The 20,606-nt window shown below is 62.3% G+C and carries 16 protein-coding genes and 1 riboswitch; of the genes, 9 read left to right on the top strand and 7 right to left on the bottom strand.

Annotated features, from left to right (window positions below):
* Positions 1-291 precede the first annotated feature (291 nt).
* Complete coding sequence (locus ASD52_RS30230) at positions 292-1,407, top strand: acyltransferase (RefSeq protein WP_158071734.1); 1,116 nt, start codon at positions 292-294, stop codon at positions 1,405-1,407.
* A gap of 201 nt (positions 1,408-1,608) precedes the next feature.
* On the top strand, positions 1,609-2,475 hold the full coding sequence (locus ASD52_RS30225) for a D-alanyl-D-alanine carboxypeptidase family protein (RefSeq protein WP_025427383.1): 867 nt from the start codon (positions 1,609-1,611) through the stop codon (positions 2,473-2,475).
* Positions 2,476-2,710: 235 nt separating this feature from the next.
* On the opposite strand, the gene ASD52_RS30220 is transcribed toward ASD52_RS30225, so the two are convergent.
* From ASD52_RS30220 to ASD52_RS39485, 4 genes are all read right to left on the bottom strand, one after another.
* Entirely contained in the window at positions 2,711-3,757 is a 1,047-nt protein-coding gene (locus ASD52_RS30220; protein WP_025427382.1) for a glycine betaine/L-proline ABC transporter ATP-binding protein, read from the bottom strand.
* On the bottom strand, positions 3,750-4,661 hold the full coding sequence (locus ASD52_RS30215) for a proline/glycine betaine ABC transporter permease (protein WP_025427381.1): 912 nt from the start codon (positions 4,659-4,661) through the stop codon (positions 3,750-3,752). The genes ASD52_RS30220 and ASD52_RS30215 overlap by 8 nt, the downstream gene beginning before the upstream one ends.
* 283 nt (positions 4,662-4,944) lie before the next feature.
* Positions 4,945-5,943: an ABC transporter substrate-binding protein gene (locus tag ASD52_RS30210; protein ID WP_025427380.1), complete on the bottom strand. Its 999-nt coding sequence runs from the start codon at positions 5,941-5,943 to the stop codon at positions 4,945-4,947.
* A gap of 867 nt (positions 5,944-6,810) precedes the next feature.
* Entirely contained in the window at positions 6,811-6,954 is a 144-nt protein-coding gene (locus tag ASD52_RS39485) for a hypothetical protein (RefSeq protein WP_107027614.1), read from the bottom strand.
* 250 nt (positions 6,955-7,204) lie between these two features.
* Here ASD52_RS39485 and ASD52_RS30200 point away from each other — a divergent pair, with 250 nt between their 5' ends.
* Entirely contained in the window at positions 7,205-8,662 is a 1,458-nt protein-coding gene (locus ASD52_RS30200) for a cobyric acid synthase (RefSeq protein ID WP_025427379.1), read from the top strand.
* Between the two features lie 124 nt (positions 8,663-8,786).
* Positions 8,787-9,410, top strand: coding sequence for a class I SAM-dependent methyltransferase (locus ASD52_RS30195; RefSeq protein WP_025427378.1), 624 nt, complete (start codon positions 8,787-8,789; stop codon positions 9,408-9,410).
* A 25-nt stretch (positions 9,411-9,435) separates the two neighbouring features.
* On the opposite strand, the gene ASD52_RS30190 is transcribed toward ASD52_RS30195, so the two are convergent.
* The gene (locus ASD52_RS30190; RefSeq protein WP_057226416.1) at positions 9,436-11,664 is read right to left on the bottom strand and encodes an adenylate/guanylate cyclase domain-containing protein; all 2,229 of its coding nucleotides are present in this window, start codon (positions 11,662-11,664) and stop codon (positions 9,436-9,438) included.
* A gap of 309 nt (positions 11,665-11,973) precedes the next feature.
* Positions 11,974-12,380, top strand: a riboswitch (cobalamin riboswitch).
* A gap of 137 nt (positions 12,381-12,517) precedes the next feature.
* Here ASD52_RS30190 and cobU point away from each other — a divergent pair.
* The 5 genes from cobU (at position 12,518) to ASD52_RS30165 (ending at position 19,150) form a co-directional block, all read left to right on the top strand.
* A complete protein-coding gene (cobU, locus tag ASD52_RS30185) occupies positions 12,518-13,042 on the top strand; it encodes a bifunctional adenosylcobinamide kinase/adenosylcobinamide-phosphate guanylyltransferase (protein ID WP_025427376.1) in 525 nt (174 codons plus the stop codon).
* A gap of 3 nt (positions 13,043-13,045) precedes the next feature.
* On the top strand, positions 13,046-14,110 hold the full coding sequence (gene cobW / locus ASD52_RS30180; RefSeq protein ID WP_025427375.1) for a cobalamin biosynthesis protein CobW: 1,065 nt from the start codon (positions 13,046-13,048) through the stop codon (positions 14,108-14,110).
* 71 nt (positions 14,111-14,181) lie between these two features.
* Positions 14,182-17,958, top strand: coding sequence for a cobaltochelatase subunit CobN (cobN, locus tag ASD52_RS30175; protein ID WP_057208739.1), 3,777 nt, complete (start codon positions 14,182-14,184; stop codon positions 17,956-17,958).
* Positions 17,959-18,080: 122 nt separating this feature from the next.
* Positions 18,081-18,725, top strand: a complete 645-nt coding sequence (cobO, locus tag ASD52_RS30170; protein ID WP_025427373.1) for a cob(I)yrinic acid a,c-diamide adenosyltransferase — start codon at positions 18,081-18,083, stop codon at positions 18,723-18,725.
* Positions 18,725-19,150, top strand: coding sequence for an EamA family transporter (locus tag ASD52_RS30165; protein ID WP_025427372.1), 426 nt, complete (start codon positions 18,725-18,727; stop codon positions 19,148-19,150). The genes cobO and ASD52_RS30165 overlap by 1 nt, the downstream gene beginning before the upstream one ends.
* Positions 19,151-19,205: 55 nt before the next feature.
* On the opposite strand, the gene ASD52_RS30160 is transcribed toward ASD52_RS30165, so the two are convergent.
* The gene (locus ASD52_RS30160) at positions 19,206-19,799 is read right to left on the bottom strand and encodes an isoprenylcysteine carboxylmethyltransferase family protein (RefSeq protein ID WP_025427371.1); all 594 of its coding nucleotides are present in this window, start codon (positions 19,797-19,799) and stop codon (positions 19,206-19,208) included.
* 286 nt (positions 19,800-20,085) lie between these two features.
* Positions 20,086-20,280, bottom strand: a complete 195-nt coding sequence (locus tag ASD52_RS30155) for a hypothetical protein (protein ID WP_025427370.1) — start codon at positions 20,278-20,280, stop codon at positions 20,086-20,088.
* Between the last annotated feature and the right edge of the window lie 326 nt (positions 20,281-20,606).

Genomic DNA, 20,606 nt, shown 5'->3' with positions numbered 1-20,606 from the left:
CGGGACCTGCCATCAAGCATGGCGCAATCGGGTTAAGGTCGAATGAAACGGCGGCTCGGTTCAATCGGGCATCTTTTGCCAAAGCGGGCAGTTTTGCCTTGCCCCGACAACAGAAGCCAAATGTCTTTGGCTCAACGCAGAATGCCCATTACCGGATTTTAAGGCTTCCCGGGCGAAGGTAGCTTCCAATCGTCCTTGCGGGACCTGTCTTCTCGAAGCAGACCGTCTAAACGACGGGCGCAACGTGACGAAATGGCGGCGCTTGCCGCCAGCGATGGAGCATTCTCCGCAATGGTGAAGAAACCCAAACTCCTGGCGCTCGAATCCTTGCGGGGTTTCGCGGCCCTTGCGGTTGTCCTGCACCATTTCCGTTACGGCAGCCTGCTGAGTGAGAATGCCTTCATCCGGCACGGCTACCTCATGGTCGACTTCTTCTTCGTGCTCAGCGGCTTCGTGATTGCTCTCAACTATGCCAACAGATTGTCGAGCCCCGCAGAGCTCGCAAGCTTCCAGCGCCGGCGGTTCTGGCGCCTCTATCCGCTTCATCTGTTCACGCTGCTGATCTTCCTCGGCATAGAGTGTCTCAAATACATCTTTGAACAGAAGACCGGCATCATCTCCAATAACCCCGCCTTTGTGGTGTCCGACGCAAAGGCGTTCCTTGCCAATCTTTTTCTGCTGCAGGGCGTGGTTCTGAGCGAACTCGGGTTCAATATTCCGAGCTGGTCCATTTCGGTCGAGTTCTGGACCTATCTGATCTTCGCTTTGACGGTGGGTCTCCTGCGGTTACCGGTGCGCTGGTGCCTTGTTCTGGCGGGTGGAGCGGCCATCATCCTGCTCGCTCTGGAGGGCGGACGGCTCGAAACCGATCCGATCTTTGCGATCATCCGCTGCGTATTCTCTTTTTTCCTGGGGGCGTGGGCCGCTTCGCTCCACGTCCGATTGCCCCGAAAGGCGGCGGCGCCGATGGCTGCAGCGGCGCTGACGCTCGTCGTTTTGGCAATCTGGGGCCTCGGCGGCGGCCGCGCGGAAATCCTTCTGCCGCCTCTTTTTGCGGTCACGGTTGTGGCCGTGGCGAACCTGCAGGAGGACACGAGTCTTCGCCGCTTTCTCGAGTGGCCGTCCTTCGTCTGGTTGGGCACCGTCAGCTACAGCGTCTACCTGACCCATTCCATTGTCGGCTGGGCGGTCACCCAGATTCTGCGCTTCGGCCTGAAGGTTCCGACCCACGTCGCTCCCGATGGGGACACGGTTCTGACGCTCGACCAGGGCTTCGCGACGCTGGTGACGCTCGCTGCGATAGGTGGGGTGCTGGTTGTCTCTACTCTGACCTTCCGTTTCATCGAAAAACCCTTTCTGTCAGGCTGGCCTTTTGGGGCGAGGGCTGTCGCGGCGCGTGAGGGTTAGGCAGGTTCGATCTGGCGCCGAAGCCAGGTTGTCCGTTGACGCCATTGTGGCGGAAGCGGGGCGATTGCTCACGACGAAAAGCCGCAGCCGATAGGCGATTGCGGCTCGCTTGTGATCGCTGTAAAAGGCGGCACTTATGTAGTCGCTAGCTTGCCCGCGGGTATCGCGCGCTGATCGATAGCCTCAAACGAGAAGAACATCATGCATTTCACTATCCGGACACTCGCGTCGGCGGCGGTTTCACTCGGTCTGTTGCTCGGCGGTGCGTCCTACGCGTTCGCCGGAAAAGCCCATCTGGTTCTGGACGCGCAGACCGGCACCGTTCTCGAAGCCGAGAATGCCGACGAGCTGAACTATCCCGCGTCCTTGACCAAGATGATGACGATCTATCTTGCGTTCGAAGCGCTTCGCGACGGCAAGCTGACGTGGGACCAGCGACTGACGATGTCGGAAAATGCCAATGGCAAGGAGCCCTTCAAGCTGGCCGTCGGCGTCGGGCGCACCGTCTCCGTCCGCGAAGCCGTGATGGGCATGATCGTGCTGTCGGCCAATGATGCTTCCGTTGCCATCGGCGAACAGCTGGCCGGCACTGAAACCGGGTTTGCCAAGGTGATGACCGAGAAGGCGCACCAGCTCGGCATGGCCAGCACCGTGTTCAAGAACGCCAACGGCCTGCCGGATCCGGAGCAGGTGACGACGGCGCGTGACATGGCGACGCTCGGCATTGCGCTGATGCGCGATTTCCCGGAAGAGTTTGCGCTGTTTTCGAACCGCAAGATCGAATTCAGGGGCATGAAGCTTCGCGGCCACAACGGCGTGATGAACCGCTATGCAGGCGCTGACGGCATCAAGACCGGCTACACCACGGCGTCTGGCTATAACGTGGTGACGTCGGCGACGCGCGACGGCAAGCGCCTCGTCGGCGTCGTCATGGGCGGCGAGACCGCCGAAAAGCGCGACACCCAGATGATGGGCCTGCTCGACAAGTATTTCCCGGCGACCAGCGATACGCTTTCGTCCGCAAGCACCGTCGAGCCGGCTGCAGCCGAAACGACGAAGACCAACTGAACAGCGCCGTAGAGCACTTGGTGCGAATGCGAGGCTGACATCGGCCTACAGCGCCGCGCGTCTTATTAGACGCGCAAAGGTCGCTGTAGCACTTTGAATTGCTGCATGAGCGCCGACAGCGTGCGTCTTCCGAGTTGCACCCCGCAGACGATACGACCCGCCTGACATGCGAAGGGCGCTGCGGCCTGTTCCCGCGATGGGAGGTGCCGAGCGCCCTTGCTGCCGATTGGCCTGTCTATGCGGCTCTCTTGTCCTCGTGACTGGTGGGCGTCACCATGGCCGAGATGATCGTCGGCAGATCGAGCGCGCCGATCGGGCGGCCGTTTTCGTCGACGACATGGGCCACGTTGAGATGAGCGCCGGTCATGGCGCGGGCCGCCGATTCCAGCACCGTGCCCATCGTCAGCGGCATGCCTTCCGGGTTGCCGGAAAGCGGCCGCATGATCGTCTCGACATTGATGACGCGTCCGCGGTTCACTTCCTTGACGAAGGCGCTGATGTAGTCGTCGGCGGGCGACAGCACGATTTCCTGGCCCGTTCCCTGCTGCACCACGCGGCCATCCCGCAGGATGGCGATCTTGTCGCCGAGCCTGAGCGCCTCGTCGAGATCGTGGGTGATGAAGACGACGGTCTTCTTCAGCTCTTTCTGTAGGTCGAGAAGCACGCTCTGCATATCGACGCGGATCAGCGGATCGAGTGCCGAATAGGCTTCGTCCATCAGCAGGATGTCGGCATCGTTGGTGAGCGCCCGGGCGAGGCCGACGCGTTGCTGCATGCCGCCGGAAAGCTGGTTGGGGTAGTGGTTCTCAAAGCCCTGGAGACCGACCCGGTCGATCCAGCCGCGCGCGCGCTTTTCGCTCTCGGCCTTGCCGACGCCCTGGATCTCCAGGCCGTAAACGGTGTTGTCGAGCACGGTCCGGTGCGGCAGCAGCGCGAATTTCTGGAACACCATCGCCGTCTTGTGGCGACGGAATTCGCGCAGGTCGTTGTCGTTCATCTTGCAGACGTCGACGCCGTCATAGAGCACTTCGCCTGCGGTCGGGTCGATCAGCCGGTTGATGTGGCGGATCAGCGTCGACTTGCCCGAGCCCGAAAGCCCCATGACCACCATGACGCCACCGGCCGGCATCGAGATGTTGATGTCCTGCAGACCGAGCACGTGGCCGTGCTTTTCGTTGAGTTCCGCCTTGCCCAGGCCCCGCTTGACGGCATCGACATAGTTGCCGCCATTGGGGCCGAAGATCTTGTAGAGGTTCTTCACCTCGATCGCGTGACTAGCCATGGATAACCTCCGAATGCTTCTGTAGCCGCCTGCCGAAGGCCTGGCTGGTACGGTCGAAAATGATGGCGATACCGACAAGGGCGAAGCCGTTGAGGAAACCGACGGTGAAGAACTGGTTGGCGATCGCCTGCAGCACGTTCTTGCCGAGGCCGCCCACGCCGATCATCGATGCGACGACGACCATCGCCAGCGACATCATGATGGTCTGGTTGATGCCGGCCATGATGGTGGGCAGCGCCAGCGGCATCTGCACGTTCTTGAGCTTCTGCCAGGCCGACGACCCGAAGGCGTCGGCGGCTTCGAGCACTTCCTTGTCGACGAGGCGGATGCCGAGATTGGTGAGCCGGATCATCGGCGGCACGGCATAGATGACGACGGCGATGAGGCCCGGAACCTTGCCGATGCCGAAGATCATCACGACCGGAATAAGATAGACGAAGCTCGGCATCGTCTGCATCACGTCGAGCGCCGGATTGACGACCGACTGCACCCGCTCGGAGCGCGCCATCAGAATGCCGATCGGAATGCCGATCAGGATCGAGATCAGCGTGCAGACGGTGACCATTGCGAGCGTGACCATCGTGTCGTTCCACAGGCCGACGAGGCCGATGGCGATCATCGACAGCGCCGTGCCGATGGTGATGTTGATGTTGCGGCTGCCGAAATAGACGATCGCCACCATGAGCGCGAGGATGACGATCCACGGCGAGCTGACGAACAGGCTTTCGAGATAGTTCAGAAACCATTGAAGCGGCTGGACGACCGTGTCGATGGCGTCGCCATAGGTGCGGACGAAACCCTTGAAACCATCGTCGATGGTCTTGCGAGCCAGGCGGATCGTTCCGTCGTCAATGGCAGGGAACTTGCAGAGCAACTCTGGCAAGACACTGCAGATGGATGCCATATTTTTCCCCTTCTTGGCCTGAAGTCTTATGACGCCGACTGCGTCTTCAGACCGGTCGTTGCCGATCCCTGCGCAGACTTTGCGGTGACCTCTTCGGGTCCCGGCGTGAGGAATGTGACAGCGGAACGTGACGCCCGCTTTACTGAATGCGACATGCGAAGCGAACTGAACCTGTTCGTCGTCGCCGGTATTGCTTGCCATGTCCGACAATTTTTTCCGGCTGGCGAAGACGCCGATGCAGGCGACCGCTTTTCACGCGGGCCGCCTGCATCGTCAGCGAAAATCAGAGTGCCGCCTTGACCTTCTCGGCCACATCAGGGCTTACCCATGTGGTCCACATGTCCGGGAACTCTTCGAGGAAGTGCTTTGCTGCATCCTCGTTGGTGCCCTGGTTCTCATCCATCCAGGCAAGGACCTTGTTGACGGTGCCATTGTCCCACTTGCGCGCCTTGACATAGTCCATGGCAACGCCGGCCTTGTCGGCAAACGACTTGGTCACGACAGTGAAGACGTCGGAGACCGGGTAGGAGTTGACCTTCGGGCTCGGGCAATCCGGAACGGCCGAGCAGGCGTCCCATTCCTTCTTGTCGTGATCAACGCCGAAGGAGAGGCGGGTCATTTCGTACTTGCCGAGGATGGCAGTCGGTGCCCAGTAGTAGCCGAGCCAGCCGGTCTTCTTGGCAAAGGCGTTGGCGATCGAGCCGTCGAGGCCGGCCGCAGAGCCGGTGTCGATCAGCTGGAAGCCGGCCTTCTCGGCATCGATCGCCTTGTAGAGATTGGCGGTCGAAACCTGGCAGTTCCAGCCAGACGGGCAATTGTGAATGGCGGCTTTGGACGGGTCTTCCGGTGCCGGGAAGAGATCGGGGTGTTTCAGCGCATCCTGCACCGTCTTGATATCGGGGTTGGCATCGGCGACGAATTTCGGGATCCACCAGCCTTCGACGCCGCCTTCGCTCAGGATCTTGGCGGCTTCGATCAGCCGGCCTTCCTTGATGGCCGCGTCGAGCGGCGTGCGAACGGCGTTGACCCAGAGTTCCGGCGCCATATCCGGCTGGGCCTTTTCGTTCATGGAGGCAAAGGTCGGCATGGTGTCGCCGGTGACCAGCGTCACGGTGCAACCGTAACCGTTTTCCAGAATGAACTTGTCCACGTGAGCGGCAACGCCCGCCGACGCCCAGTTCATCTCGGCAATGCTGACTTCACCGCATTCCGCGGCCTGCGCGGAACCCGCCAGCGCGTACAGACCCGCGGCGAGAATGGTGGAAGCGAGGAGTTTCTTCATGTTGCAAGACCTCCCAGTCTTTAACTGCAGCCTACGATCAAACGGGCGTCGTGGGGACGCCGTGCATCCCGGTCACCCGAGCCAAATGAGCAGCCTGGGGTTCGGCAAAAGACAAGCCAAGGGTAGCCCCTGCTGCGGCGGTGTGGGAGTTCGATCTGGTCCTGGCCGCGGAACCCTGTCGCCGGCCGGATCTCCTCTATACCGCTCCGCAAGCCTAAGTATTCTCGTTGGGAAATCAACCTCTTGAATCGGAAAACGGCCGCGCCGGGCTGCGGGCAGCGTCTGTCTGCGACATGATGGAAGGGGATTTTTTTGGCTTCCATCGGGCCAAATTTAAGCATTCGCGACAATTAGTGCCGTAAAATATAGCGGTCGCCGCAATGCTTGTTTTCGATCTGTTGCAATCAGGACCTTTCCTGTCGTGAATGCGCCACGCGCACATTTTGTAAATGTCGCGAAAAAAATTCAAAAAATGCCGCGATTCATCTTTCGTTAAATCCTCGATAACCATCCGGTAACGATGTCCGGCTAATTGTTGTTGCGCGGCGGGAAACGGCCGTCGACCCGGATCAAGGTATAGCGTCCCGGGTTTGAGCGAACCTCCGGTGTGTTTTTCCGGAGTGACCAGCGTTTTTTGGAAGCCGCATCCCTCGATAAGAGGTCGATGCGGTTTTCGCGTTTAAGGGCGTGTCGCACAAAAGTGCGTGGCGGTTCTGCGGCGACGACATGCGCAAACCCAGCGCCTCACATGCGCCGTATGGCCAAAAAAAACCGCCTCCACGAAGGGAGACGGCTGGAGGAGAAGGCGTCAGCTGCCGGAATGCGAAGCCGTGGCCGATAGGGGCCCGATCCTATGGGCCTGATGGGTCAGCCGACGTTGGACGTGCGGATGAAGCCGAGCGGGCCGAAGGGAGCGTCGAGAACGACGTTGCGAACGCGCGACTGGCTGACCGGTGCCTTGGAATTCCAGGCGATCTGAACGAAATTTGGTTTGCTGAATATGTACAGCATGGGCATGGACCTTGAGAGGCCGGACGTTTGTCGTCCGGTGTGTGTTTCGATGGCGCTGATATAGGCTCGCGCCTTATGGAATTGAATGCCAAACTCGTCACGGGATGTCGCATTTATGCTAGTTTCGGAGGGAAACTCGACAAGCTTGATGAGCGGCCGAAACAGTCCGTCATCGACGCGCCGCAAATGCGGCGAAAACGTGTCAATACAGCTCTTTGCGGCCGGTCAATTCGGTGTTACCGGTGGCCGCATGACACGCAAGATCATGCTTCAGGGAACCGGCTCGGATGTCGGAAAATCGGTATTGGTGGCAGGCCTCTGCCGGCTCGCCTCCAATCACGGGTTGAAGGTCAGGCCGTTCAAGCCGCAGAACATGTCGAACAACGCCGCCGTGTCGCATGACGGCGGCGAAATCGGCCGGGCGCAATGGCTGCAGGCGCTAGCCGCCCGCGTGCCGTCTTCGGTGCACATGAACCCGGTGCTCTTGAAGCCGCAGTCGGATGTCGGCAGCCAGATCGTCGTGCAGGGCAAGGTCGCAGGCCAGGCGAAGGGGCGGGAATATCAGGCACTGAAGCCGAAGCTGCTCGGGGCGGTGATGGAAAGCTTCGAGCAGATTTCGGCCGGTGCCGATCTCGTGGTCGTCGAGGGGGCGGGGTCACCTGCCGAAATCAACTTGAGAGCAGGCGACATCGCCAATATGGGTTTTGCGACCCGCGCCGATGTCCCCGTTGTGCTCGTTGGCGACATCGATCGCGGCGGCGTCATCGCCTCGTTGGTCGGCACCCATGCGATCCTGCCCGACGAGGACCGGCGCATGGTGACGGGCTATTTGATCAACAAGTTCCGTGGGGACGTCACGCTGTTCGACGACGGCATCGCCGCGGTCGGCCGCTACACCGGCTGGCCCTGTTTCGGCGTAGTGCCGTGGCTGAAGGCGGCCGGGCGGCTGCCGGCAGAGGATTCGGTCGTGCTCGAAAAGCTGGCCCGCGGCGAGGGGCGGGCGCTCAAGGTTGCCGTTCCGGTGTTGTCGAGAATTGCCAATTTCGACGACCTCGATCCGCTCGCCGCCGAGCCGGAGGTCGATCTCGTCTTCGTCAAACCGGGCAGCCCGATCCCCGCCGATGCCGCTCTCGTCGTCATCCCTGGGTCGAAATCGACCATCGGCGATCTCAAGGATTTCAGGGCGCAGGGTTGGGATGAGGACCTCAAGCGCCATGTGCGGCGCGGTGGCCGGGTGATCGGCATCTGCGGCGGCTACCAGATGCTGGGCGCGCGCGTCACCGACCCTCTCGGCATCGAGGGCAACGAGCGGGAAATCAAGGGACTTGGGCTGCTCGACGTCGAAACGGAAATGGCGCCGGAAAAGACCCTGCGCAACAGCCGTGCCTGGTCGCTGGAACACGACGTGCCGCTCGAAGGCTATGAAATCCATCTCGGCCGTACCACGGGTCCTGACTGCGACCGCCCTTCGATCCGCATCGACGATCGCGCCGATGGCGCCCTTTCGGCCGACGGACGGGTGATGGGAACCTACCTGCATGGGTTGTTTTCCAGCGATGCCTACCGTGCTGCCCTGCTCAAAAGCTTCGGCATCGAAGGCGGCATCGGCAACTACCGCCAGTCGGTCGATGCGGCGCTCGATGACGTCGCCGCGGAGCTCGAGGCGGTGCTTGACCCGACGTGGCTCCATCAACTGCTCGGCAATTGAGGCCCGCCCGCAGCATTTGCAGCACGCGCGCGGGGCGTTAAGATGCGTCGCGGACTGCGTGCCGCAGGCGCCGACACATGCAGACTTCTGACCACGGGATGACCGGCGCAACAGGCGGTTTGCAATGAGTGACGACGAGCGGCGTGCGCATTGGGATGCTGCCTATGCCTCCAAGGACGAGGCGGGCGTCAGCTGGTTCGAAGGCACGCCCGAGGTGTCGCTGCGGCTCATTCACGAGTACGGGCGGGGCTTGCCGGCATCGCTGATCGATATCGGCGGCGGTGCGTCTAGATTGGTCGATCGGCTGCTGGAGGAGGGCGGATGGTCGGTCGCGGTGCTTGACCTGTCTCCAACCGCGCTTGGCGCCGCACGAGCCCGGCTCGGCGCGCGCGGCGAAGCGGTAGAGTGGATCGCCGCCGACGTGACCGACTGGTCGCCTTCGCGGCAATACGATATCTGGCACGACCGCGCCGCGTTTCACTTCCTGACCGGTGCGGCAGAGCGCGCGGCCTATGTCGAACGTCTTTGTGCTGCCGTGAAGCCTTCCGGACACGCCATCATCGCCACCTTTGCGCCGGATGGGCCGAACCGCTGCAGCGGTTTGCCGGTGATGCGCTACGACCCGGCGGCGCTTGCCGAAGTAATCGGGCCGTCCTTCCGGCTGGTCGAAGCGATCAGGCACCAGCATAAGACGCCATGGAATTCAGTGCAGGCTTTTCAGTTCAGCGCGCTGCAGCGGGTACGGTAGCGGTAGCATGGGCGAGCGCAAGGGGCTAGCGGACCTGCGAGAACGTGAACGCCCTGTCGCCGTGGTACCATATGAATTCGTTTTCCTTGCCGCTAAGTCCTCCGGGATTTCGCAGCACCATTCCGCAGAGGTTCGTTGTCTTGAGCCACAGGAAGCAAACCTCGTCCCTGTCAAACTTGACCTCGACATCGGTCATGCGACCAGCGCCGAGGGAAGCCCAGCCTCCTGTCAGAGTGGCCACGCCCCCGGTTGAAATGACAGCCTCATGTTCCTCGCCCGAGTCCAGCATGCGTCCATGCAGCCGATGCCCCAGGAATAGTGAGCGGGCTTCGTCGGCTTCCAGTCTGTTCCTGCCTACGAAGTCGGCGTTCATCAAGGTCTCAGGCACGCCGGCCAGGCGCAGTCCCCGGTAGAAGAGCTCGCTATCCGCCAGCTTTGCCAGATCCATGGGCGGGCTGGTCGAGATGGTGGCGGCAGTGCCACCGCGTGCGAGGCGAAGCGCGTTGAAACGAGTGATCGCTGCCTGCGCTTCCGTGTTCCGGCCGAGGTGCGCGTAAGCGGAGGCGAGAAGAAGGAAAGAACCGTCATCCTGAGGATTGAGTTCGATGCTGCGCTTCACCGCAGCCACCGACGCCTCGAAATCCTCCAGGCTGAACTGCGTCAGTCCAAGAACGTAAATGAAGAAGGACGGAGAGTGCGGATCGAGGCGCATGGCCGTACGGATATAGGGCAGGGCCTCCGCTGGGCGGCCGGCGGAGGTCAGCACGAAGGCCGTCAGCGCGTAGCTCCAGGAATCGCCGGGTTCGAGCGCGATCGCTTCCTTGAGTTCGGCGAGCGCATCGGCATGCTGCCAGGCCGCTTCGGACAGGAGAGCGGCCGCCTGATAGGCGAGCGCTGTTTTGTGTTTCTGCGCGGTCCTTAGAAATTGTAGCGCCTTGGCTCTAGCTTCGATCCGCGAGATATCAAGCCGATAATGCCAACGCCACAGGTAGACGCGCGCGTAGACCATGGCGGCGGCGGCATAGGCTCGTCCATAGGCAGGATCGAGCGCAATCGCCTGCTCGAAAAAAGGCACTGCCTTTGCAAAATCTTCGGGGGTCGTGCGCCGGTGATGCTCCCAGCCGCGCAGGAACGCATCGAAGGCCGCCGGGACCGTCGTTTCCTTGCGTCCGAAGGCCATCTGCTCGTCAGGATTCAACCGAAGCGCAAGCGCGTCGGCAATGCCGCGCATCACTTCGTCCTGCAGCGCAAAGACATCGGAAAGTGAACCGTCGAACTTGCCGGCCCAAACGTGGCCGCCGCTGAGAGAATCTATGAGCTGAGCATTGATCCGTAGCTGTTCTCCGGCACGCTGCACACTGCCTTCGAGGACGTATCGGACACCGAGTTCCTTGGACACCTGCCTGGGTGTCACCGCCCTGCCCTTGTAGGTGAAGGTCGAGTTACGCGCGATAACGAACAAGCCGGATACCTGAGCCAGCTCGGTGACAAGGCCATCGGTCATGCCATCGGCGAAATACTCCTGCCTGGGATCGTCGCTCACGTTGGCAAACGGAAGCACCGCGATCGACGGCTTGTCCGGCGCGGTCAGGTTCGGTGGTTGTATCTGGACCGTTTCCACAGGCGACTCCCAGGGCCGCCACCAGGCCACGCCGGCAGCAGCGCCGAGCACGACAGCAGACGTAACGAGTGCCGCCCAGCGCTTCGCGTGGCGCCCAGCGACCTTTACGCTGCCGGGGCGGGCTTCGTTCAGCCCCAGCCGGTAAGTCCGCACCGGCTTTTCGATATGCTTCAGGCGTTGTTCGCCGAGAAAGACGAAGCCGACATCGAGGTGCTTCTCGACCTGGTCGTAGGCGGTGCCGGAGATGATGATCCCACCCGGTTCGGCGAGGCTCTGCAGGCGCTCGGCAATGATCACTCCATCGCCGTGAATGTCGTCGCCTTCAACGATGACGTCGCCAAGATTGATGCCGATGCGGAATTCCAGTCGACCCTGATCGGAGCCGCGGCTTTCGGATTTCGCGCGCTGAACCTCCACCGCACAACGGACCGCCTCGACGACACTCTGGAACTCGACCAATAACCCGTCGCCCATGGTCTTGATCAACCGCCCGCGATGTGCGGCAATCCTTTGTTCGAACAGGCCGTGCAGATCGGCCTGAAAGCGGGCACACGTACCCTCTTCGTCGGCTTGGGTGAGCAGTCCATAGCCGGAAACGTCGGCAATCATCACGGCGGTGAGCCTGCGTTCCATCTGCCTTCCGGATAATCGAAACGACTTTCGGCTACTCTATCGCAATATCTGACGTTGCTAAAATAAAGTTCAGTTGCCGTGGAGCGTCCGCTCCGACGTCGACTACAGCGCCGCGCGTCTTACTGGACGCGCAAAGGTCGCTGTAACACTTTGAATTGCTGCATGTTTTTATCCTTAGGTCGAATACCATCTAAGGATAAAAACATGCAGGAGTGGCCTTTGCGGCCTGCTGCCGGCAAATTGTCGCGCGCCGCATCTCGACGGGTGGCGTGTCGCACGCGTCGATTGACTTTGCGGCGCCCGCTTCCTAATCATCTGACGTTGGATGGTTTCCCCGGATCGTGGCGATGCGGGGGAATAATTGGGAATGTGACGGATGGACCCAAATCGGGCATCCTTATCGCAGCCGACCCCGCGACTGTAGAACGGTCAGGGTTCGCCATCGGGCTGATAGCCGGCTTCCTTTCGATTGCATGGGGCAATCGAAGGCGGTTTGGAATTCAGCCGGAAAAGCCACTGGCGTGGCTTCGTGATCAGCCGGGTTGGACGCCTCTTCTTCTACGAATCGTCCGCCTTTCACGAAACCAGAAAACGCCGGGAAGGTGAGGCGGGCCGTTCGGGCCCAAGCATCGGTCTTCGCGTGATCACGCGGGGCGCGATGTGGTGGGCTCGTGACGCCGTGAGCCAGGAGACCTGCCGTCCGACAGGGGCATTCCGCCCGAAGGGAAGCCCGCTTCCCACGCCATCACGGAGGTTGTCTTGGCTCATCGATCGTTTCCCGAACGCGCCGTCGGCGCGGTGAAATCCTGTTGCCGCTCGAATTCGCGACCAAGCGCGTGAGGCTGCAACGCACATGAGCATTTCCCATGCCGGGCCGGTTCTGGTCCTCGGCGGTGCCCGTTCCGGCAAATCCAGCTTTTCCGAAAGGCTCGTCGAAGCCTCCGGGCTCGGCATGCACTATGTCGCGACCGGCCGTGCCTGGGACGACGAGATGCGCGAGCGCATCGACCATCACCGGGCAAGGCGCGGCGAAGGCTGGACGACGCATGAAGAGCCGCTCGACCTCGTTTCGCTGCTGACGCGCATCGATGACGAGAACCGCGTGGTGCTCGTCGACTGCCTGACGCTGTGGGTCACCAACCTGATGATGGAAGGGCGCGACATGGCGGCAGAGTTCGCGGCCCTTGCCGCTTTCCTGCCGGAGGCGCGGGCGCGCCTCATCCTTGTTTCCAACGAAGTCGGCCTCGGCATCGTGCCCGAGAACCGCATGGTCCGCGATTTCCGCGACCATGCCGGCCGGCTTCACCAGATCGTTGCGGAGAAATCCGCGGAAGTTTACTTTGTCGCGGCCGGATTGCCGCTGAAAATGAAGGGTTGATCCATGACCACTGCCAGAGCCAACCAGGGCAAGATCCCGGCGACCGTCATCACCGGCTTCCTCGGTGCCGGCAAGACGACGATGATCCGCAATCTGCTGCAGAACGCCGATGGCAAGCGCATTGCGCTCATCATCAACGAGTTCGGCGATCTCGGCGTCGACGGCGACGTGCTGAAGGGCTGCGGCGCAGAAGCCTGCTCGGAAGACGATATCATTGAGCTTACCAATGGCTGCATCTGCTGCACGGTTGCCGATGATTTCATCCCGACCATGACCAAGCTGCTCGAGCGCGAAAATCGTCCTGACCATATCATCATTGAAACCTCGGGCCTCGCTTTGCCGCAGCCGCTGATCGCCGCCTTCAACTGGCCTGATATCCGCAGCGAAGTCACCGTCGATGGCGTCGTCACCGTGGTCGACAGTGCCGCCGTTGCCGCCGGCCGTTTTGCCGACGACCATGACAAGGTCGATGCGTTGCGTGTCGAGGACGACAATCTCGACCACGAAAGCCCGATCGAGGAACTGTTCGAGGACCAGTTGACCGCCGCCGACCTGATCGTGCTCAACAAGACCGATCTGATCGACGCCTCCGGCCTCAAGGCCGTGCGCGACGAGGTCGCTTCGCGCACTAACCGCAAGCCAACAATGATCGAGGCGAAGAACGGCGAAGTTGCCGCTGCCATCCTGCTCGGCCTCGGCGTCGGCACGGAAAGCGATATCGCCAACCGCAAGTCTCACCACGAGATGGAACATGAGGCCGGCGAGGAGCACTCTCATGACGAGTTCGACAGCTTCGTCGTCGAGCTCGGCGCGATTGCCGATCCGGCAGGTTTCATCGATCGCCTCAAGGGCGTGATATCAGAGCATGACGTGCTGCGCCTCAAGGGCTTTGCCGACGTGCCCGGCAAGCCGATGCGCCTGCTGATCCAGGCCGTTGGCGCCCGCATCGACCAGTATTACGACCGTGCCTGGGCGGCTGGCGAGAAGCGCGGTACGCGCCTCGTCGTCATCGGCCTGCACGACATGGACGAAGCTGCGGTGCGCGCCGCCATCACCGCACTCGCCTAACTCCTTGAAGCAACGCAATTCCAGGAAAGCCATTTCACGCTTTTCCTGGAATTGCTCGAACGGACAGAAACATGCATCTGCTTCTCGCCCAGAAAGGAACGATCGCCGACGGCAACGAGGCGATCGACCTGGGGCAAACGCCGGCCGACGTGCTTTTCCTGTCGGCCGCCGACACCGAGCTTTCGTCGATCGCGGCGGCCCATGGCCGGCGCGACGGGGAGCTGAGCCTGCGCATCGCCAGCCTGATGAACCTGATGCACCCGATGTCGGTCGACACCTATGTCGAGCGCACGGCAAGGCATGCAAAACTCATCGTGGTCAGGCCGCTCGGTGGCGCCAGCTATTTCCGTTATGTGCTGGAAGCATTGCATGCCGCCGCCGTCACCCACCGCTTCCAGATCGCGGTGCTGCCCGGCGACGACAAGCCCGATCCCGGCCTCGAGCCGTTTTCGACCGTTGAGGCCGACGACCGCCAGCGCCTCTGGGCCTATTTCACCGAGGGCGGCGCTGACAATGCCGGCCTGTTCCTCGACTACGCCGAGGCGTTGATCTCAGACGCGGAAAAGCCGCAGCCGGCAAAACCGCTGCTCAAGGCCGGCATCTGGTGGCCGGGCGCGGGCGTCATCGGCGTCAGCGAATGGAAGGCACGTGTCCAAGAGCGGATGGTCGCGGGGGAGGGATTCGAACCCCCGACAGTCGGGATCTGCTTTTATCGCGCCCTGGTCCAGAGCGGCGAGACCCGGCCGGTCGAAGCGCTGATCGAGGCGCTTGCCGCCGAAGGCATGCGCGTGTTGCCGCTGTTTGTCTCCAGCCTCAAGGATGCCGTTTCGGTCGGCACGCTGCAATCGATTTTTTCCGAGGCGGCACCCGACGTGGTGATGAACGCCACCGGCTTTGCCGTTTCCTCGCCCGGTGCCGACAGGCAGCCGACCGTGTTGGAATCAACCGGCGCGCCGGTGCTGCAGGTGATCTTCTCCGGATCGTCGCGCGCGCAATGGCAGGCCTCGCCGCAGGGGCTGATGGCGCGCGATCTCGCCATGAACGTTGCCTTGCCGGAGGTCGATGGCCGCATTCTGGCGCGCGCCGTCTCCTTCAAGGCGGCCTCGATCTACGATCCCAAGGTCGAAGCCAACATCGTCGGGCACGAACCGCTTTCCGACCGGGTCCGCTTTGCCGCCAGGCTTGCGGTCAATTGGGCAAAACTGCGCCGCGCCCGTCCGGCCGAACGGCGGATCGCCATCATCATGGCCAATTACCCCAATCGCGATGGCCGACTCGGCAATGGCGTCGGGCTCGATACGCCGGCGGGCACGGTTGAAGTGCTGCGCGCCATGGCGAGCGAAGGTTATCCCGTCGCCGGCGTGCCTGAGGATGGCGATGCACTGATCGGCTACCTGATGGCTGGGCCGACCAACGCGGCGAGCCGCGATCGCGAGATCCGCGAAGTTCTTTCGTTCAGCGATTACAATACGTTCTTCGATTCGCTTCCGAAACAGATTCAGGATGAGGTCAGCGACCGCTGGGGTGCGCCGGAAACCGACCCGTTCTTCCTCGATGGCGCCTTCGCGCTGCCGCTTGCCCGCTTCGGCGAGATTGTCGTCGGCATCCAGCCGGCGCGCGGCTACAACATCGATCCGAAGGAAAGCTACCATTCGCCGGATCTGGTGCCGCCGCACGGATATCTCGCCTTCTACGCTTTCCTGCGCAACCAGTTCGGCGCGCAGGCCATTGTGCATATGGGCAAGCACGGCAATCTGGAATGGCTGCCCGGCAAGGCCTTAGCGCTGTCGGAGACCTGTTATCCCGAGGCGATCTTTGGGCCGCTACCGCATGTCTACCCCTTCATCGTCAACGATCCCGGCGAGGGCACGCAAGCCAAGCGCCGCACCAGCGCCGTCATCATCGACCATTTGACGCCGCCGCTGACGAGGGCGGAATCCTATGGGCCGCTGAAGGATCTCGAAGCGCTGGTCGACGAATATTACGACGCGGCCGGCGGCGATCCGCGCCGGCTCAGGCTGCTCAGCCGGCAGATCCTCGACCTCGTGCGTGACATCGGCCTCGACCACGATGCCGGTATCGACAAGGGCGACAGCGACGACAAGGCGCTGGAGAAGCTCGACGCCTATCTCTGCGACCTCAAGGAAATGCAGATCCGCGATGGCCTGCACATTTTTGGCGTTGCACCGGAGGGGCGGTTGCTGACCGACCTGACCGTGGCGCTGGCGCGGGTGCCGCGCAGCCTTGGCGAAGGCGCCGACCAGAGCCTGCAGCGGGCGATGGCCGCGGATGCCGGGCTCGGCTTCGATCCGCTCGATTGCGTGATGTCCGATCCCTGGGAAGGCGCACGGCCGGACATGCTTTCCTCCATTTCCGATGCACCGTGGCGGACGGCCGGCGATACTGTCGAGCGCATCGAGCTGCTGGCGGCGGCGTTCGTTTCTGGCGAGACGCTCGCGCCCGAGGACTGGCCTGCCACCCGCACCGTGCTTGGCGAGATCGAGGCGCGACTGAAGCCATCGATCATCAACTCCGGCGCTGCCGAGATGGCCGGCTTTCTCACCGGCCTTGATGGCCGCTTCGTGGCGCCGGGGCCTTCCGGCGCGCCGACCCGCGGCCGTCCCGACGTGCTGCCGACCGGCCGCAATTTCTACTCCGTCGACAGCCGCTCGGTGCCGACGCCGGCGGCCTTTGAACTTGGCAAGAAATCCGCCGAACTGCTGATCCGCCGCTATCTGCAGGATCACGGCGAATGGCCGTCCTCATTCGGCCTGACGGCCTGGGGCACGGCGAACATGCGCACCGGCGGTGACGACATCGCCCAGGCCCTGGCGCTGATCGGCACCAAGCCCACCTGGGACATGGTCTCGCGCCGGGTGATGGGCTATGAAATCGTGCCTCTGGCGATGCTTGGCCGCCCGCGCGTCGACGTGACGCTGCGGATATCAGGCTTCTTCCGCGATGCCTTCCCGGACCAGATCGCGCTGTTCGACAAGGCGATCCGTGCCGTCGGGGCGCTTGAGGAAGACGATGCCGACAATATGATCGCCGCGCGCATGCGCGCCGAGACGCAGCGGCTGGAGGCGTCGGGCGTCGAGCCGGCGGAAGCCGCGCGCCGCGCCTCCTACCGCGTCTTCGGTGCCAAGCCCGGAGCCTACGGCGCCGGCCTGCAGGCGCTGATCGACGAGAAGGGCTGGGACAGCAAAGCCGATCTCGCCGATGCCTATCTCACCTGGGGCGCCTATGCCTATGGCGCCGGCGAGGAGGGCAAGGCGGGACGGGAGCTCTTCGAGGAGCGGCTGCGCACGATCGAAGCGGTGGTCCAGAACCAGGACAACCGCGAACACGACCTGCTCGACAGCGACGACTACTACCAGTTCGAAGGCGGCATGAGCCTTGCCGCCGAGCACCTGAGCGGCGCCCGGCCGGCGATTTACCACAATGACCACTCCCGGCCGGAAAAGCCGGTCATCCGCTCGCTGGAGGAAGAGATCGGCCGTGTGGTGCGCGCGCGCGTCGTCAACCCCAAGTGGATCGATGGCGTCATGCGCCACGGCTACAAGGGCGCCTTCGAGATCGCCGCGACGGTCGACTACATGTTTGCCTTTGCCGCAACCACGGGTGCCGTGCGCGACCATCATTTCGAGGCTGCCTACCAGGCTTTCATCGTCGACGAGCGGGTGTCAGGCTTCCTGCGCGACAAGAACCCGGCGGCACTCGCCGAGCTCTCGGAGCGGTTGCTGGAGGCGATCGACCGTAATCTCTGGATCCCGCGCTCCAACTCGGCACGCTTTGAACTGAGCGGCCGCACAACGGCTGCGGTGCGGCTTCGCGCCGGAAACGAATAGAGCAGCTCCGGGGAAAGCTTGAAACGGTTTTCCGTCCGGAGTTGCGCAATTGCAAAGAGTGAGATCGCGGGCGGTACTACGTCCGCATCCCACGATAGATTCATATGATTGAGGAGAACGTCATGAGCGAAGAAGTGGTGAGCACGGGTGAAGGTGTCGCCGAAAAGGACGATGCCCGCCATGCGATGAAGATGGCGAAGAAGAAGACCGCACGCGAAAAGATCATGGCGACGAAGACCGACGAGAAGGGTCTGATCATTGTCAACACCGGCAAGGGCAAGGGCAAGTCGACCGCCGGCTTCGGCATGATCTTCCGCCATATCGCCCATGGCATGCCCTGCGCAGTCGTGCAGTTCATCAAGGGCGCCTGGGAAACCGGAGAGCGCGACCTGATCGAGAAGCATTTCGGCGATGTCTGCCAGTTCTATACGCTCGGCGAGGGTTTTACCTGGGAAACGCAGGACCGCGCCCGCGACGTGGCGATGGCGGAAAAGGCCTGGGAGAAGGCCAAGGAACTGATCCGCGACGAGCGCAACTCGATGGTGCTGCTCGACGAAATCAACATCGCGCTGCGCTACGACTATATCGACGTGGCCGAAGTCGTGCGCTTCCTGAAGGAAGAAAAGCCGCACATGACCCATGTGGTCCTGACCGGCCGCAACGCCAAGGAAGACCTGATCGAAGCCGCCGATCTGGTGACCGAGATGGAATTGATCAAGCATCCGTTCCGCTCCGGCATCAAGGCGCAGAAGGGCGTCGAGTTCTGATGAGCCAGAGCTGGCAGTTCTGGGCTCTGCTTTCGGCTGCCTTTGCGGCGCTCACGGCAGTGTTTGCCAAGGTCGGGGTTGCCCAGATCAACTCCGACTTCGCCACGCTGATCCGCACCGTCGTCATCCTCCTCGTGTTGGCCGGCATCGTCGCGGCAACGGGGCAATGGCAGAAGCCTTCGGAAATCCCGGGGCGGACATGGCTGTTTCTGGCACTTTCCGGCCTTGCCACCGGCGCCTCCTGGCTTGCCTATTTCCGCGCCCTGAAGCTCGGCGATGCGGCGCGGGTGGCGCCGATCGACAAGCTGTCGATCGTCATGGTCGCCATCTTCGGCGTGCTGTTCCTCGGCGAAAAGCTCAACCTGATGAACTGGCTCGGTGTCGTTTTCATTGCCGCCGGCGCGCTGCTGCTGGCGGTGTTTTGAGGTCGGGTGCGGGTCCAGCCGCCGCAGGTTCCATTGGCGCGCAATCCGCGTGATTTCAGATCCACCGCCGGACGCGCTTGCAATAGGCGCCATACGCCTCGCCAAAAGCGCGGGAGAGGTACGTTTCCTCCATGCGGATCTGATAGGAGATCGATATCCAGGCTGAGAGAGTGAGCGCCACCGAGGCGACGTTCGGCACGGCCAGCACGGTGCCGGTCAGCGCCGTGACCATGCCGACATAAATCGGGTTGCGGGAAAACGCGTAGAGGCCGGAGGTGACCAGCGGCGCGTCCTGCTCCTCCGGTATGCCGATCTTCCACGAGTGGCGCATCGCCCATTGCGACAGCATCGTCAACCCGCCGCCGAGCGTCATGAGCACGAGGCCAACGGCGTGAAGGAGCGGCTTGTCGAGCATCGGGATCCGGCCGAGCGTGGCGCCGACCGCATCGGGAAAGGCGGCGATCGCCAGGAGATGAACCACCAGCGCCGCCACGATCATCCGAAAGAGCTTGCCGGCAAAACCTTCCGCGTCGTTGCCATAGGTCAGCACAACGGGCGAGCGGCCAGACTGCACGCGGCGCAGGATCGCCAGCGCCAGGGTGAACAGGCCGACGACAAGCATCAGGATGGCGGGCAGGGTGGTAAACATTGGAACCTCAAGGCGAGCGAAGGACAGCACGACGCTTCGCGGGCAGGCGGCCCCATGCGGCCCCTGACTGGCGAAGCATGAGTGGCACTCTGAAATCTCTAGCGACTAGAGGCTCAAGGTGCGGCCTTGCTCGACTTTCGTCTTGGTTACGGGAATTTCACCGGCGAGCCGACGGTGAGAGGTGACACCCGCGGGGGCCTTGGGGAGGACGTCACCGCTTCCCGCCATAGCCGCATATTGCCAAAATTCAGGGCGGCCGCAGCCGCCCTTTTTGCATTAGGCTGGATCAGCGAAAGGTCCTGCCGTTCGAGTACTTGTCGGACGATGTCGTGGTTTGGCCCGAGCGGTTTTTGCCCCATGCCAGTTCAACTTGGCCTGCAGTTTTGACAGTGGGCTTCTTCTCGGTTGGCGTCGACGGCACAGCAGCAATAGCGGAAGTCGCAAACGCGAGTGATGCCACTGCGGCGATAATAATTTTCATTGTAATCTCCTAAGTTCGAACCTCCCGCCAAGGAGTGCGGGAGACTTGGCCTTCTGTAACGGGCCTTGAGTCAATCCCTTGTGAGCTTAATCCCTCGCCGAGTGCTTGCTTCTGTTCGCAGTCGACGCTGGGCCGCTGCTCTATGGGGTCTGCTGAGGACCGGCTGGCCAATCTAGGGGCGCGCAGTCACCTGAGTGCTGCGCCCAAGTCTGCGGCCTAACCCATCCATCGTCCCGGCGAAGGGACCTCGCTCGGGGGGGCTGATGGCAGTGCCCACCCGAAACCTGTGTTGTTGTCTCCTTCCGGCTCAAGCGGCCATGGCTGGC

The organism is Ensifer sp. Root142, from assembly GCF_001426785.1.
Taxonomy (GTDB): Bacteria; Pseudomonadota; Alphaproteobacteria; order Rhizobiales; family Rhizobiaceae; genus Ensifer; species Ensifer canadensis.
The sequence above is the reverse complement of the archived record's forward strand: the minus strand, read 5'-3'. Positions and strand labels throughout refer to the sequence as shown.

What these genes read in the sequence shown, in the direction of transcription:
- cobU (WP_025427376.1), top strand. Translation starts at nt 12,518, where the DNA reads ATGAGCATTTCCCATGCCGGGCCGGTTCTGGTCCTCGGCGGTGCCCGT.
- ASD52_RS30160 (WP_025427371.1), bottom strand. Translation starts at nt 19,799, where the DNA reads ATGTTTACCACCCTGCCCGCCATCCTGATGCTTGTCGTCGGCCTGTTC.
- ASD52_RS30155 (WP_025427370.1), bottom strand. Translation starts at nt 20,280, where the DNA reads ATGAAAATTATTATCGCCGCAGTGGCATCACTCGCGTTTGCGACTTCC.
- cobW (WP_025427375.1), top strand. Translation starts at nt 13,046, where the DNA reads ATGACCACTGCCAGAGCCAACCAGGGCAAGATCCCGGCGACCGTCATC.
- ASD52_RS30220 (WP_025427382.1), bottom strand. Translation starts at nt 3,757, where the DNA reads ATGGCTAGTCACGCGATCGAGGTGAAGAACCTCTACAAGATCTTCGGC.
- ASD52_RS30210 (WP_025427380.1), bottom strand. Translation starts at nt 5,943, where the DNA reads ATGAAGAAACTCCTCGCTTCCACCATTCTCGCCGCGGGTCTGTACGCG.
- ASD52_RS30225 (WP_025427383.1), top strand. Translation starts at nt 1,609, where the DNA reads ATGCATTTCACTATCCGGACACTCGCGTCGGCGGCGGTTTCACTCGGT.
- cobO (WP_025427373.1), top strand. Translation starts at nt 18,081, where the DNA reads ATGAGCGAAGAAGTGGTGAGCACGGGTGAAGGTGTCGCCGAAAAGGAC.
- ASD52_RS30165 (WP_025427372.1), top strand. Translation starts at nt 18,725, where the DNA reads ATGAGCCAGAGCTGGCAGTTCTGGGCTCTGCTTTCGGCTGCCTTTGCG.
- ASD52_RS30195 (WP_025427378.1), top strand. Translation starts at nt 8,787, where the DNA reads ATGAGTGACGACGAGCGGCGTGCGCATTGGGATGCTGCCTATGCCTCC.
- ASD52_RS30200 (WP_025427379.1), top strand. Translation starts at nt 7,205, where the DNA reads ATGACACGCAAGATCATGCTTCAGGGAACCGGCTCGGATGTCGGAAAA.
- ASD52_RS30190 (WP_057226416.1), bottom strand. Translation starts at nt 11,664, where the DNA reads ATGGAACGCAGGCTCACCGCCGTGATGATTGCCGACGTTTCCGGCTAT.
- ASD52_RS39485 (WP_107027614.1), bottom strand. Translation starts at nt 6,954, where the DNA reads ATGCTGTACATATTCAGCAAACCAAATTTCGTTCAGATCGCCTGGAAT.
- ASD52_RS30230 (WP_158071734.1), top strand. Translation starts at nt 292, where the DNA reads ATGGTGAAGAAACCCAAACTCCTGGCGCTCGAATCCTTGCGGGGTTTC.
- ASD52_RS30215 (WP_025427381.1), bottom strand. Translation starts at nt 4,661, where the DNA reads ATGGCATCCATCTGCAGTGTCTTGCCAGAGTTGCTCTGCAAGTTCCCT.
- cobN (WP_057208739.1), top strand. Translation starts at nt 14,182, where the DNA reads ATGCATCTGCTTCTCGCCCAGAAAGGAACGATCGCCGACGGCAACGAG.